Annotated in this window: 13 protein-coding genes; all 13 read left to right on the top strand. The window is 39.8% G+C overall.

The features are described from left to right. Positions 1-6 precede the first annotated feature (6 nt). The 13 genes from J8L70_RS09525 to J8L70_RS09465 are packed head-to-tail and all read left to right on the top strand — an operon-like array spanning position 7 to position 12,825. Positions 7-741, top strand: coding sequence for a glycosyltransferase family 2 protein (locus J8L70_RS09525; RefSeq protein ID WP_211055336.1), 735 nt, complete (start codon positions 7-9; stop codon positions 739-741). Positions 742-749: 8 nt separating this feature from the next. After that, on the top strand, positions 750-1,754 hold the full coding sequence (locus J8L70_RS09520; protein WP_348772149.1) for a family 2 glycosyl transferase: 1,005 nt from the start codon (positions 750-752) through the stop codon (positions 1,752-1,754). Further along, the gene (locus tag J8L70_RS09515) at positions 1,744-3,294 is read left to right on the top strand and encodes an aromatic amino acid ammonia-lyase (protein ID WP_211055335.1); all 1,551 of its coding nucleotides are present in this window, start codon (positions 1,744-1,746) and stop codon (positions 3,292-3,294) included. The genes J8L70_RS09520 and J8L70_RS09515 overlap by 11 nt, the downstream gene beginning before the upstream one ends. A gap of 17 nt (positions 3,295-3,311) precedes the next feature. Next, positions 3,312-3,737 carry an acyl-CoA thioesterase gene (locus J8L70_RS09510; protein ID WP_211055334.1) on the top strand — a complete coding sequence of 142 codons (426 nt, stop codon included), beginning with the start codon at positions 3,312-3,314 and terminating at the stop codon, positions 3,735-3,737. Continuing rightward, a complete protein-coding gene (locus tag J8L70_RS09505; protein ID WP_211055333.1) occupies positions 3,730-4,308 on the top strand; it encodes an outer membrane lipoprotein carrier protein LolA in 579 nt (192 codons plus the stop codon). Before J8L70_RS09510 ends, J8L70_RS09505 begins: the two co-directional genes overlap by 8 nt. Continuing rightward, positions 4,277-6,592, top strand: a complete 2,316-nt coding sequence (locus J8L70_RS09500) for an MMPL family transporter (RefSeq protein ID WP_211055332.1) — start codon at positions 4,277-4,279, stop codon at positions 6,590-6,592. Before J8L70_RS09505 ends, J8L70_RS09500 begins: the two co-directional genes overlap by 32 nt. Next, positions 6,592-7,869 (top strand): NAD(P)/FAD-dependent oxidoreductase, encoded by a 1,278-nt coding sequence (locus J8L70_RS09495; RefSeq protein WP_211055331.1) that lies wholly within the window; start codon positions 6,592-6,594, stop codon positions 7,867-7,869. The genes J8L70_RS09500 and J8L70_RS09495 overlap by 1 nt, the downstream gene beginning before the upstream one ends. Continuing rightward, positions 7,870-8,433 carry a DUF3261 domain-containing protein gene (locus J8L70_RS09490; RefSeq protein ID WP_211055330.1) on the top strand — a complete coding sequence of 188 codons (564 nt, stop codon included), beginning with the start codon at positions 7,870-7,872 and terminating at the stop codon, positions 8,431-8,433. It begins immediately after the preceding gene. 1 nt (position 8,434) lies between these two features. Then, positions 8,435-9,607, top strand: a complete 1,173-nt coding sequence (locus J8L70_RS09485) for a beta-ketoacyl-ACP synthase (protein WP_211055329.1) — start codon at positions 8,435-8,437, stop codon at positions 9,605-9,607. 2 nt (positions 9,608-9,609) lie between these two features. Then, positions 9,610-10,065 (top strand): 3-hydroxylacyl-ACP dehydratase, encoded by a 456-nt coding sequence (locus J8L70_RS09480; RefSeq protein ID WP_211055328.1) that lies wholly within the window; start codon positions 9,610-9,612, stop codon positions 10,063-10,065. Further along, positions 10,065-10,790 carry a 3-oxoacyl-ACP reductase FabG gene (gene fabG, locus J8L70_RS09475; protein WP_211055327.1) on the top strand — a complete coding sequence of 242 codons (726 nt, stop codon included), beginning with the start codon at positions 10,065-10,067 and terminating at the stop codon, positions 10,788-10,790. Before J8L70_RS09480 ends, fabG begins: the two co-directional genes overlap by 1 nt. Then, on the top strand, positions 10,790-12,013 hold the full coding sequence (locus tag J8L70_RS09470; RefSeq protein WP_211055326.1) for a beta-ketoacyl-ACP synthase: 1,224 nt from the start codon (positions 10,790-10,792) through the stop codon (positions 12,011-12,013). The genes fabG and J8L70_RS09470 overlap by 1 nt, the downstream gene beginning before the upstream one ends. A 5-nt stretch (positions 12,014-12,018) precedes the next feature. Then, on the top strand, positions 12,019-12,825 hold the full coding sequence (locus J8L70_RS09465) for a MipA/OmpV family protein (protein ID WP_211055325.1): 807 nt from the start codon (positions 12,019-12,021) through the stop codon (positions 12,823-12,825). Position 12,826: the final 1 nt, after the last annotated feature.

Below are 12,826 nucleotides of genomic sequence, written 5' to 3'. Positions count from 1 at the left end.
AAAATTATGAGTCAATATGGATTTGTGATCCCAAATTATAATCATCATCTTGTCATTGAAGACACACTCGATGCTTTAGTGGCCTTTAATTTACCAATTATTTTGGTTGATGATGGCTCTGATGCACAAACACAGCAAGTTTTAGATAAAGTCGCGAATAAGTTTGAGTTAGTCACACTGGTGCGTCGTAGTCAAAATGGAGGCAAAGGTGCCGCAGTGCAAACAGGGTTAAGCCATGCGTTTACAGCAGGTTGGACGCACGCCATACAAGTTGATGCGGATGGACAGCATGATTTAAATGATGTTGAGCAATTAATTAGCCGGTCTAAGTTTGCACCCACCGCATTAGTTAGTGGTCAGCCAGTTTACGATAGCTCTATTTCAAAAGGGCGTTATTATGGGCGTTTTATTACGCATTTTTGGGTGTATATAGAAACGTTATCATTGCAATTAAAAGATACCATGTGTGGTTTTAGAGTGTATCCATTAGCCGCGTACGACCGTTTAATTAAAAGCTCAACTTTGGGCAATAAAATGGACTTTGACATCGAAATAATGGTGAAGCTTTTTTGGCAAGGTACGCCTGTTGAGTTTATTAAAACTAAGGTCCATTACCCCGAAAACGGCGTTTCACATTTTAATGTTTGGGAAGATAACGTATTAATTTCAAAAATGCATACCCGCTTATTTTTTGGAATGTTACTTCGCTTACCTCGTTTAATTGCAAATAAGTTTAAATAGGAATCGCGGTGTCAGAACAGCAAAAAGAACAAACCGCATTTCATTGGTCTGAGCTAAAAGAGCGCGGATCGATGTTGGGCATTGAAATATTAGTCTTTATTTATAAAGTGTTTGGTAAATGGTTATTTAAAATAGTATTAACGCCAGTGATGTTTTATTTTTATGTCACAGGGCGATTATCACGTCAGGCAATTTGGCATTACTTAGATAACCTAAATACGACAATGAACCAGCCAAAGCGCCAAGGTTGGGCGCGATTTAAGCAAGGGTTTAAGCTGTATTTTTCATTTGGTATGGCGATTTTAGATAAATTTGATGCCTGGTTAGGCAAAGTTAATATAAAAGATTTAGAAATAGCTACACCGCAAGGGTACGAAGAACTGTTACAAAGCAAAGGCGCGGTTATTTTTAGTGCCCATTTAGGTAACATGGAGATTTGTCGCGCTATTTTTAGTATGGGTGAAAACAAACGCCCACTTAATGTGATTACTTATAATGAGCATACACCGTCGTTTAATAATTTTTTGAAAAAGGTGAATCAGGATGCTGCGATTAACTTTATTCATATTAATGACTTTGGTATTGATGACACGATTAAACTAAAACAAAAAATTGATGATGGTGAAGCCATTGTTATTTTTGCCGACAGAACGTCTGTAAATAACCCCGACAGTGTTCATAAAGCCTCTTTTTTAGGTGAACAAGCCCCGTTTGCCGTGGGGCCTTTTGCATTAGCCAATATTATGGAATGCCCGGTTTTTTTAATGTTTTGTTTAAATGAACAAGGCGGTTATAAAACGTATATCGAAAAGTTTGCCGATCCTGTAAAAGTTAAACGTAAAGACCGTCAAGCTCACTTTCAAGCAATGGCTAATCGTTTTGCCCAGCGGTTAGAGTTCTATTGTATGAAAGCCCCTTACCAATGGTACAATTTTTTTAATTTTTGGCCTAAATCGTCAAACAATGATCCTAAGCCTAGTAAAGATCTGGAGAATTCAGTAAATGGAAAATAATAAATCAAACCACCTGTTATTTGGTGCAGGACGTTTGACAATCGAAGATATTATCAGTGTTGTTAAAAATGATCGTAGCGTTGCTTTATCAGGCGATTCACAATTTGCAGAAAAAATTGACAGTGCCGTTGCTTTTTTAGATAAGCTTTTAAAAGACGAAGGTCATATTTATGGTGTAACAACCGGCTACGGTGATTCATGTACTGTTGAAATTCCACTTGAGCTGGTTAACGAGTTGCCAATGCACTTAACTCGCTTTCATGGTTGTGGTTTAGGTGACTTTTTTACCAAAGAACAAGGCAAGTTAATATTAGCGGCACGTTTAGCTTCATTATCTCAAGGTTACTCAGGTGTGAGCTGGGATTTATTAAAACTACTCGTTGAAATGATTAACCGCGATATTATCCCAGTGATCCCACAAGAAGGGTCGGTAGGAGCAAGTGGTGATTTAACCCCATTATCGTACGTGGCGGGTAGCTTAATTGGTGAGCGCGACACCTATTACAAAGACCAAGTAGTTAATTCACTGGTTGCGTTTGAGCAAGAAGGTATAGAGCCTATTACTTTGCGCCCTAAAGAAGGCTTAGCGATTATGAACGGTACCGCAGTGATGACTGCGTTAGCGTGTCAAGCTTATGACCGTAGTGAATATGCAAGCAAACTAATGACGCGTATAACTGCGTTGGCAAGTATTGCACTTAAAGGCAATAGTAATCACTTTGATGATATTTTATTCAGCGTGAAGCCACATCCAGGTCAGCAAAATGTAGCTAAACGTATTCAGCACGATTTAAATCATGTTGAGCACCCACGTAACTCTCATCGTTTACAAGATCGATACTCGATTCGTTGCGCACCGCATGTTATTGGTGTACTAGAGGATAGTTTACCTTGGCTACGTAACATGATTGAAAACGAGTTAAACAGTGCTAACGATAACCCGATTATTGACGGGGTTGGCGAGCATGTATTACACGGCGGGCACTTTTATGGTGGCCACATTGCAATGGCAATGGATTCGATGAAAAACTGTGTTGCTAATTTAGCCGATTTAGCTGATCGCCAAATTGCCACGCTAGTTGATGTAAAAATGAATCATGGCTTGCCATCTAACTTAAGTGCTGCCTCAAGTGAGCGCAGTTACATAAATCATGGTTTTAAAGCGATACAAATAGGGTGTTCTGCATGGACTGCCGAGGCACTTAAATTAACCATGCCTGCGAGTGTTTTTTCGCGTTCTACAGAGTGTCATAACCAAGATAAAGTAAGTATGGGGACAATTGCTGCACGTGATTGTTTGCGCATTTTACAATTAACAGAGCAAGTACTAGCCGCTACTTTATTAGCGGCAGTGCAGGGAGTACGTATTCGCATTTTAAATAATGAAATAGACGCGGACTCACTTAACCCAGAAATTACGGCAATGATTGATGATGTAGCTAGCTTTTTTGATTTACTTGAAGAAGATAGACCTACTGATAAATTGTTACGTCAAACTATTGAGTATATCCAAACTCAACGTTGGTCTTTATACCAATAATTTACATTAGGAAAGCTATGAAAAAGTCCAAAGCCATTGTAAGTGCATCATTAGATATGGTGGTGCCATTTTATGATTTAGATCCAATGCGTATTGTATGGCACGGTAACTATGTGAAATACATTGAAGATGCGCGTTGCGAGCTATTAAATAAAATTGGATATAATTACAATGCGATGGAAGAGTCTGGCTATATGTGGCCGATAGTTGATATGCGCTTAAAGTATGTTGCGTCGGCCAAATTTGGTTCTCGTATTCGTATTCATGCAGATTTGGTTGAGTATGAAACGAGGATTAAAATCGACTATAAAATTGAATGTTTAGATAGTCATAAAATCTTAAATAAAGCTTACACTATTCAAGTGGCGATTGATTTAGTTAATGAAGAGCTACAGTTTGAATCTCCGGCTGTATTTACCGATAAAGTAAAAGCCTATGTATAAGCTTTTTAATTTTTTACTCGTGTTAACGGCCCTCAGTACTGTTGTACAGGCAAAGTCAACCGATGTAGATTTAAACCAATTTACAATTAACGATAGTGTGTGGCAGTTTGAGCAACAAAAAAAATTCACATTTTTAAAACGAAAAATTAAATCGACAGGCAATTTTATCTTGTATGACGCGCAAGTTTATTGGCACACGCTAACACCATTAGAAAGTGAAATGTTACTGTTAGCGCAAGGGATTTACCGCCGAGATGCTAACGAGGCTCGTTATCAGTTAGTTACTAAAGAGCAGCGTTTTAATCAGCTTTTAGCTAAATTGCTCAGTGGCCGTATTGCTTCGCAAGATTGGCAAATAACACCTCAAGACGTGGCTACGTGTATTGAACTAAAGCCGATTGATACACAAATTTTAAATTTGTTTGAAACCGTTTTGTTATGCGCAGAAGGCGAAACGCAACGACAGATAATGATAACCGATCAGCAAAAAAACCAAACAACAATAACAATGACGCTAAAAAGCAAGGCGCTGACACAAAATGAAATGGATAAAGTTAAGCTCGCGCAATAAATTTTTTATTTGGTGTGCGCAGTTAACGTTATTGTTAGCTGTGTTTATATATTTACAGTTAAACCATAGTTTTACTGTGGTGGCAGATATAAACCAAGTATTTGACATACAACAAGATCCTATCGTTGCTGCTGCGACGAATAAAGTTGAGCAGCAACAGTTACGCCAGCATATTGTATTAATAGGTAATAAAGATAAAAATTTAGCAATACACCAAGCACGTGCCTTTGCCAATAAGCTTGCTGAATTAGATCACATTACGGTTAAAAGCCAATTTTCTAAGCTCCCTACATTAGATGAAATAAGCCAAAGTTACGCCCCTTATGCCCAAAAGCTAGTGAGCGCCTCTTTTGCTAAAGCACTACAAAGCGGTGATAAAGACACATTATTTAATCTGCAATTTAATTTATTAAATGACATTGGATCGCCCTGGATTGCTGCGACCTTTGAATACGATATGACATTATCGTTAGCTGACTTTTTTACTCGCCAAAATTTACCCGCGTTAAACTTAACCAACGAGCAAGGTTTCTTAATTGCGCAGCATGTCGTTAATGATCAACCTACTTTTTATGTACTGATCTATTTTAATAGTGATAAACCCGGGCTTGATATAAATACGGCCAAAGAGATTGTTCAGCATATAGAGGGGATTGAAGTCGACCCGCTTAGCGAAGTGCTTGTGACAGGCGCGGCTTTTTTTACCGCCGATGCCAGTCGTAGTGCTGAGCATGAAATGACCTTATATGGCAGCTTATCTATTGTCGCTACCTTGCTTTTATTGTGTGTTGTTTATCGTAGTATGAGTAGTGTGTTGTGTACTTTATTTGTGGTTTCGGTGAGTGTGTTATACGGTTTTGCTGCACTGCAGTTATTTTTTAATGACGTTAATATTTTAACATTAGTCTTTGCCGTCACACTAATTGGTATTGCTGCTGATTATAGTTTTCATGCTTTAAGTGAATTGCGATTTGCGAGTAAACTAAACTTTAAAAACCCTTTAAACTCAATTCGTAGCTCATTGTTGTTAGGGTTTATTACGACAACCGCAGGTTATTTGATTTTAATGTTAACGCCCCTTAACTTGTTCAAACAAATCGCGGTATTTACTGTGGCTGGGTTATTTGGCGCATTGTTGTGTGTCATGTTGGTCTTTCCGCTGTTAAGTGGCTTTATTCATGCAAAATCGCTTTCAATTCCACGTTATATTTCTCAGCTAAACGCGCTGCAACTACGTTACTTACAGTGGCGGATTTCACCCATATGGGTTTGGTTAGGAACGATTGCGGTTATAGCGGTGCTGTGGGTATCTCCTTCGCAAAATGATCCTCGATTGTTTTATAGCTCAAAGGCGAGTTTAAACGAACAACAACAAAAAATAATGACTATTTTAGGTGCTAATTGGGATAGCCGTTATATTTTAGTGCAAGGTGAAAGCGCACAACAAACATTATTGCGCAGTGAATCGCTCACTCCTTTATTAACGCGTTTACGTGAGCAAGGTGTTATTGCTGATTTCTCTTCTATTAGCACTTGGTTACCCAGTGTGAATACACAAAAATCGGCCCAGCAACTAATATATCAAGGTTATGAGCAAGGCATGTTTGAGCCATTACAACAACTGCTTGGCAATCGAGTTATAACAACCCAAGACGAGGTTTTTTTAACACCTCAGCAATGGCAAACGATGCCAATAAGCGCTATGTATGCAAATCAATGGTTGGTGCAATCGGCGCATTTTTTTAGTGTTATTAAGTTAGCTAATATAACGGATGTTAATGTATTAAAACATGATCTAAGTACCTATGAAGGTACAAGTTTTATTGATAAAGTAGGTTTGGTAAGCGAGCAAATTGGCCAGTTTAAAAACCAATTAATCGGTATTTACCTGTTAGCGTTATTAGGTGCTTTAATTGTATTTACTAAACGATATGGTTTTAGCCGTGCAGTATTAGCCGTTAGCCGTCCCGTTATTGCTATGTTACTTGCTTTATTGTGTAGCTTATTGGTATTCGAACAGTTAAGTATTTTTAACTATGTCGCAGGGATTTTAATTCTTGCGTTAGGATTAGATTACTGTGTTTTTTATGCCGAACATGGATGTTGTGAAAAAATTACGCTGACAACGACCGTATCAGCGCTCAGTTCACTGTTTGTGTTTGCAATTTTAATTTTTAGTTCAACTCCTGCGATTAGCCAATTTGGTTTTACCGTGTTTGTAGGAGTGGTTGTGGTGTTTTTTATTGCACCACGTTTAGCTCAGATATCAAAAAGGATTATTTAATGGCATCTTTCGATTATGATGTAACGATTATAGGCGCTGGACCATCGGCAACCGTGGCGGCAAGTTTATTAATGCAACAAGGATTATCGGTATGTTTAGTTGAGCGTGATACGTTTCCACGTTTTTCTATTGGCGAGAGTTTATTACCGCAATCAATGAGTTATTTAGCACAAGCTAATATGTTAGAGGCATTACTTGAACAAGCTGATGAATTAGGTTTTCAATTTAAAAATGGTGCCGCATTTTATCGCAGTGGCCATCACACTAACTTTAACTTTGAAGAAAAATTTAGTAAAGGCCCAGGGACAACCTACCAAGTTAAACGCGCTCAGTTTGATAACTTGCTCGCTGAGCAAGCTATAAAACAAGGTGCTGAAATTCGTTTTTCTCATAGTGTTACGGGCTTTTCTACTGATAGTGAAGGCACGGTTTTAGAAGTCGTAGATTTAAATACACAAGAAACAACAAAAATTAGTGCACGTTTTACACTCGATGGCAGCGGTTTTGGCCGAGTTTTGCCTCGTTTAATGGATTTAGAAGAGCCCAGCGAGCTGACTAAACGCAAAGCCATATTTACTCACTTTAAAGACAATATTTGTGACAGCCAATTCGATCGTAATAAAATTTTAATTACTGTTCATCCCACTTTACCCGATGTTTGGTTTTGGGCTATCCCTTTTAGCGACAGTACAATTAGTGTTGGTGTGGTTGGCGAAACAGATCAAATCGTTAAAGGCGATAAAGACTTAGAGCAAACATTGCTAAGCTTTATTAAAGAAGACGACAATTTATCTTCTTTACTCAGTGATGCCAAAATTATTGCCCCAGTGCGCACCATTGGTGGTTACTCAGCGAATGTAAAACGCTTACACGGTGATAATTTTGCCCTACTAGGTAACGCTGGTGAGTTTTTAGATCCCGTTTTTTCATCCGGTGTCACCATTGCACTTCGCTCTGCAGTGCAGGCGTCTGAATTGGTTATAAAGCAATTAAATGGTGCGCCCGTTGATTGGAAACATGACTATGAAGTGCCATTGCGTGAAGGTATAGATGTATTTAAATACTTTGTTAATTCGTGGTATGACACCAGTTTACAGTCAGTTATCTTTTTCTCCGATGGCCAACCTGATGTAAAAGCGATGGTATGTTCTATTTTAGCCGGGTATGCGTGGGATAAAGAGAATCCATTTGTAAAAAATACCGAGCGTGGACTGCGTATTTTACAGCAGATATGCGAACCAGAGGATACCAGTGAAACAATGGCATCAGTGATTTAAATGGGTTATTTATCACACTATAAATTACTCGTCATCGCTTTTTATTTGTTTACTTTAGTTGGATGCGAAAGTGCAATTAATAGCCGTGTAAAAGCGCCGGCTTTATTTAGCTTGATGCCCATTACTGAACAATTAGTGGGACGCGGTTGGCTTGAGAGTTTTACGTTTTCAGGTGTGGTTGAACACTCATTAATAGTCTCAACTGAATTTGAACAACACATTATAAATGTTGCCGCATTAACACCCGAAGGCATGCCAATAAGCCAGCTAAAATTTGATAGTAATACTGGGCAGTTTATAAACGCGGAAGTACTCAATGCAGCTTTAGATCCCACAAAAGTAATTTACGATATGCAAAGTGCTTTTTGGCCGATTGATGCAATAAGACGTGCCGCGATGGCGAATGTTGCTGTTGAACAAGTAACAAAAAATGGCCAACTAACTCGACTTTTTTATCGAAATAACGCATTAATTCGAGAAATAACCTATAATGGCGCGTTGACTCAACTAACAGAGCATGAACAACAATATCGTCTTAACATACAAAGATTAGAAGAATATTAATATGGAACACACTCTTTTTATTAATCACTATGCGATGGTGAATGCGCTCGGTGGTGATAATAAAACCATTAAGGATAATTTATTAGCGGGTAAACAAGATGGCATTGCAATAAATGAAGTGTTACTTAATGAAGGCCCTATTCATGTTGCCAGTGTCACGTTGCCTTTGCCTGATTTATCGGGTAAACGGATTGAATTTCAAACCCGAAATAATCAATTAGCGAGCCTTGCTTTAGCGCAACTTAGATTGCCGGTAGAAGCGTTAATTGCGAAATATGGTGCCCATCGTATTGCTGTTATTGTTGGCACCAGCACCTCTGGTATTGCCCAAGGTGAGCAAGCAATGACACAGTTAAATCTAACGGGCGAATTTCCAGATAATTATTGTTATCAACAGCAAGAGATGGATAACTTATCGCAATTTATTAGTAGCGAGTTAAAAGTAAGCGGGTTGTCGATGACGCTTTCAACCGCGTGTTCTTCCAGTGCCAAAGCATTTGCCACTGCACAAGAACTTATCAGTAATGGGTTAGCTGATGCGGCCATCGTTGGGGGCGTAGATAGCTTATGTGGTATGACCGTTAATGGCTTTCATGCGTTAGCTTCGACTTCGGCGGGAGTATGTAACCCTTCGAGTGTGAACCGTGATGGTATTAATTTAGGTGAAGCTGCGGCCTTAGCCATTGTGAGTAAAGAATCGGGGAGTGTTAAGTTACTCGGGGTGGGTGAGTCAAGTGATGCCCATCATATGTCGGCACCGCATCCTGCAGGTGAAGGCGCAAGCCGTGCGATGCAAAGTGCATTAAATCATGCCGGTTATAGTGCAAGTCGTGTTGATTATATTAATTTGCATGGGACTGCGACACCTAAAAATGATGAAATGGAAGCACTTGCTGTTGCCGATGTATTTGGTTGCCATGTTGCGTGTAGTTCGTCAAAAGGTTTAATTGGACATACTTTAGGCGCCGCAGGGGCCACTGAAATAGGCTTTTGTTGGCTATTATTAGGGGGCACTGATTTCGCAGGACACGTTTGGGATGGTCAACGTGATAGTAATTTACCTCCTATTAATTTAGTTCCGCCAGGGACTCAGCACAGTCAACCTATTACTACTTGTTTATCTAACTCATTTGCCTTTGGTGGCAATAATGTTAGCGTTCTTATTGGATTATAACGATGAACACACACACGATAGAAAGCATTTTGCCGCATACTAGACCGATGATCTTAATTGACGAATTGATTCGTTACGATGATAGCAGTGCCCGTTGTGGCGTGACTATCACTAAACACAGCAATTTTTATGATCAACACACACAATCAGTACCAAGCCATGTTGGCATTGAGTACATGGCTCAAACTATTGCCGCGTATGCTAATGCGAATCAGATAGACAATGGTGATGATGTCGCTATTGGCTTTTTAGTGAGCAGCCGAAAATATAAAATGCACACTAGCAAGTTTAAATTAGATTGCACTTTAACGATTGATGTAGAAAAGCTCTACAGCGAGCCGAATGGTTTAAGTGCATTTGAGTGTATTATTAAAAACGATGAAAGTGTTGTTGTTGAAGCAAAAATAAATGTTTTTCAACCACAAAACCCAGAGCAATTTTTAGCGGAGCAATTGTAATGTCAAAACGTATATTAGTGACCGGTTCAAGTAAAGGCATTGGTAAAGCTGTGGCTATTGCATTGGCTAAAGATGGCTTTGCTATTAGTTTACATTGTCGCTCTGGGATTGACGCCGCAGAGCAAGTAAAAGCTGAAATTTCAGCGCTAGGTGTTGATGTTGATATTTTACAGTTTGATGTTGCCAATCGGGCACAAGCAAAAACAGTATTAGACGAATACGTAGAAAAAAATGGCGCTTTTTACGGCGTTGTTTGTAATGCGGGTATTACTGCCGATACGGCATTTCCGGCAATGACAGATGAAGAATGGGACAGTGTAGTGCATACAAACCTAGATGGGTTTTACAATGTATTGCATCCTTTAGTGATGCCAATGGTACGTACACGTAAAGGCGGACGTATTGTGGCTATGTCTTCGGTTTCGGGAGTGGCGGGTAATCGTGGACAGGTTAATTATAGTGCCTCTAAAGCTGGGGTCATTGGTGCTTCAAAAGCGCTGGCGGTAGAGCTTGCTAAACGTAAAATCACCGTAAACTGTGTTGCACCGGGTTTAATCGACACGGGGATGACAGATGATTTACCCATTGATGAAATGATGAAGATCATCCCTGCAAATCGAATGGGACGCCCAGAAGAAGTTGCTGCTACGGTTTCATTTTTAATGTCTGAAGGCGCCAGTTATATTACTCGTCAAGTTATTCAAGTTAATGGCGGGATGTCGTAATGAATCGAGTTGTTATTACGGGCATGGCCTCTATTACCGCATTAGGTGATAACTGGGATGATTTTAAAGCTGCACTTATTAAAGGCGAAAATGCCGTTACTATCATGGATAATTGGGCTTATATTAACGATCTTAATACTAAGCTTGGCGCACCTGTTAGTGATTTTTCGCGCCCAGCACATTATTCACGTAAAAAAATTCGCTCAATGGGGCGAGTGTCATTAATGTCAACGGTGGCCACTGAGCGTGCGCTTGAACAAGCTGGTTTGCTTGAACATGAAGCGTTAACCGATGGCCGCACTGGCGTGTCTTATGGTTCCTCAATTGGGTCTACCTCACCGTTAGTGTCGTTTGGCAATATGATGGATACAGGGTCAATGAACGGTGTAACCGCGACCAGTTACATTCAAATGATGGCCCATACTGCACCGGTGAATGTGGGCGTGTTTTTTGGTTTAAAAGGACGTGTTATTACCACCAGCTCTGCGTGTACATCGGGTTCGCAAGGCATTGGCTATGCGTATGAAGCGATTAAGTTTGGCCGTCAAAAAGTGATGGTAGCTGGAGGAGCTGAAGAGTTATGTGTTACTGAAGCTGCGGTATTTGATACGCTATATGCAACCAGTACACAAAACGACACACCTAAGTTGTCGCCGCGCCCGTTTGATAAAAACCGTGACGGTTTAGTCATTGGCGAAGGGGCAGGTACGTTGATTTTAGAAGAGTATGAGCATGCCAAAGCTCGTGGTGCAACTATTTTAGCTGAGGTTGTTGGTTTTGGCTGTAATTCAGATGGTAAACATGTAACACAGCCTACCTCGCAAACAATGCAGATAGCGATTGAAATGGCATTACAAGATGCCGATTTAACAGCAGACAAAATTGGTTACGTAAATGCGCACGGTACATCTACCGATCGCGGTGATATTGCTGAATCGCATGCCACATTTAATGCTTTAGGTGCTAAGCCAATTAGTTCATTAAAAAGCTACCTTGGTCATACATTAGGTGCCTGTGGTGCTATTGAAGCATGGGCAAGTATTAATATGATGCGTGATGATTGGTTTGCTCCAACCATTAACTTAACGCAAGTTGATGATGAATGTGCACCACTTGATTACATAACAGCACAAGGGCGTGAAATTAAAACCGATTATGTAATGAGTAATAATTTTGCATTTGGTGGTATAAATACATCATTAATATTTAAACGTTGGCAATAATAGTAATGCGTAGCTTATTTTGTTTACTGGCTTTTTGTAGCTTTTGCACACACAGTGCTTCAAAACTTGAAGTGGGTGCAGGGGTGTTTTTAGCAGAGATACCACATTATTTAGGAAGTGATCAAAGTGAACAATTTACGCTGCCTTCACCTTATATTCGCTTCTCTAGTGATGAACTGGATATAGACCGCAGTGGTCTTACTGGTTACTTATGGCAAAATGGAGCATTACATTTAGATATTTCTGCTGGATTTAGCACGGCTGTTGCCAGTGAAGATAGTCGTGCTCGCGACGGTATGGAAGATTTAGACTGGGGGCTTGAACTGGGTCCTGCTTTAAATTATTACCTAACAGGTGATAGTAAAACAGGGCAGCAGCTGTATGCTAGCTTGTTTACACGAAAAGCCATTGCCACTGATTTTTCTAGTATTAGTGATATCGGCTGGCGTTACGGAGTTGGTATCTATGGGCAACAACCGATTGAGCTTTTTACTGAATTCCCGCTTATATTGAGTGTTAAAGCGAATGTGAATTTTGCGACTAACCGTTACCATGATTACTTTTATACGGTGAGTGAGCAATTTAGTACGCCAAATCGACCCGTTTACAATGCGAAAGCCGGTTATTCGGGAAGTGATTTATCCTTAGGGTTAAGTTACGATAATGAACAGTATTGGGTAGGGGGATTTGTGAAGTATTACAATATTTCACATGCTTCCTCACTCATTGCCAGCCCGTTGGTGAAGCAGCATCATAACTTAGCTGTTGGCCTGGGGTTTGCCTGGAAATTTTATACACATCAAGGAGATTAAA

Source organism: Pseudoalteromonas sp. MMG010, assembly GCF_018100905.1.
In the GTDB taxonomy this organism is placed as follows: domain Bacteria; phylum Pseudomonadota; class Gammaproteobacteria; order Enterobacterales; family Alteromonadaceae; genus Pseudoalteromonas.
Note: the sequence above shows the minus strand (reverse complement) of the source record. Positions and strands in the feature narration are given on the sequence as shown.

Excerpts from the sequence above, each read along its gene's own strand:
- J8L70_RS09525 (WP_211055336.1), top strand. The coding sequence starts at position 7 with ATGAGTCAATATGGATTTGTGATCCCAAATTATAATCATCATCTTGTC.
- J8L70_RS09515 (WP_211055335.1), top strand. The coding sequence starts at position 1,744 with ATGGAAAATAATAAATCAAACCACCTGTTATTTGGTGCAGGACGTTTG.
- J8L70_RS09510 (WP_211055334.1), top strand. The coding sequence starts at position 3,312 with ATGAAAAAGTCCAAAGCCATTGTAAGTGCATCATTAGATATGGTGGTG.
- J8L70_RS09505 (WP_211055333.1), top strand. The coding sequence starts at position 3,730 with ATGTATAAGCTTTTTAATTTTTTACTCGTGTTAACGGCCCTCAGTACT.
- J8L70_RS09500 (WP_211055332.1), top strand. The coding sequence starts at position 4,277 with ATGAAATGGATAAAGTTAAGCTCGCGCAATAAATTTTTTATTTGGTGT.
- J8L70_RS09495 (WP_211055331.1), top strand. The coding sequence starts at position 6,592 with ATGGCATCTTTCGATTATGATGTAACGATTATAGGCGCTGGACCATCG.
- J8L70_RS09490 (WP_211055330.1), top strand. The coding sequence starts at position 7,870 with ATGGGTTATTTATCACACTATAAATTACTCGTCATCGCTTTTTATTTG.
- J8L70_RS09485 (WP_211055329.1), top strand. The coding sequence starts at position 8,435 with ATGGAACACACTCTTTTTATTAATCACTATGCGATGGTGAATGCGCTC.
- J8L70_RS09480 (WP_211055328.1), top strand. The coding sequence starts at position 9,610 with ATGAACACACACACGATAGAAAGCATTTTGCCGCATACTAGACCGATG.
- fabG (WP_211055327.1), top strand. The coding sequence starts at position 10,065 with ATGTCAAAACGTATATTAGTGACCGGTTCAAGTAAAGGCATTGGTAAA.
- J8L70_RS09470 (WP_211055326.1), top strand. The coding sequence starts at position 10,790 with ATGAATCGAGTTGTTATTACGGGCATGGCCTCTATTACCGCATTAGGT.
- J8L70_RS09465 (WP_211055325.1), top strand. The coding sequence starts at position 12,019 with ATGCGTAGCTTATTTTGTTTACTGGCTTTTTGTAGCTTTTGCACACAC.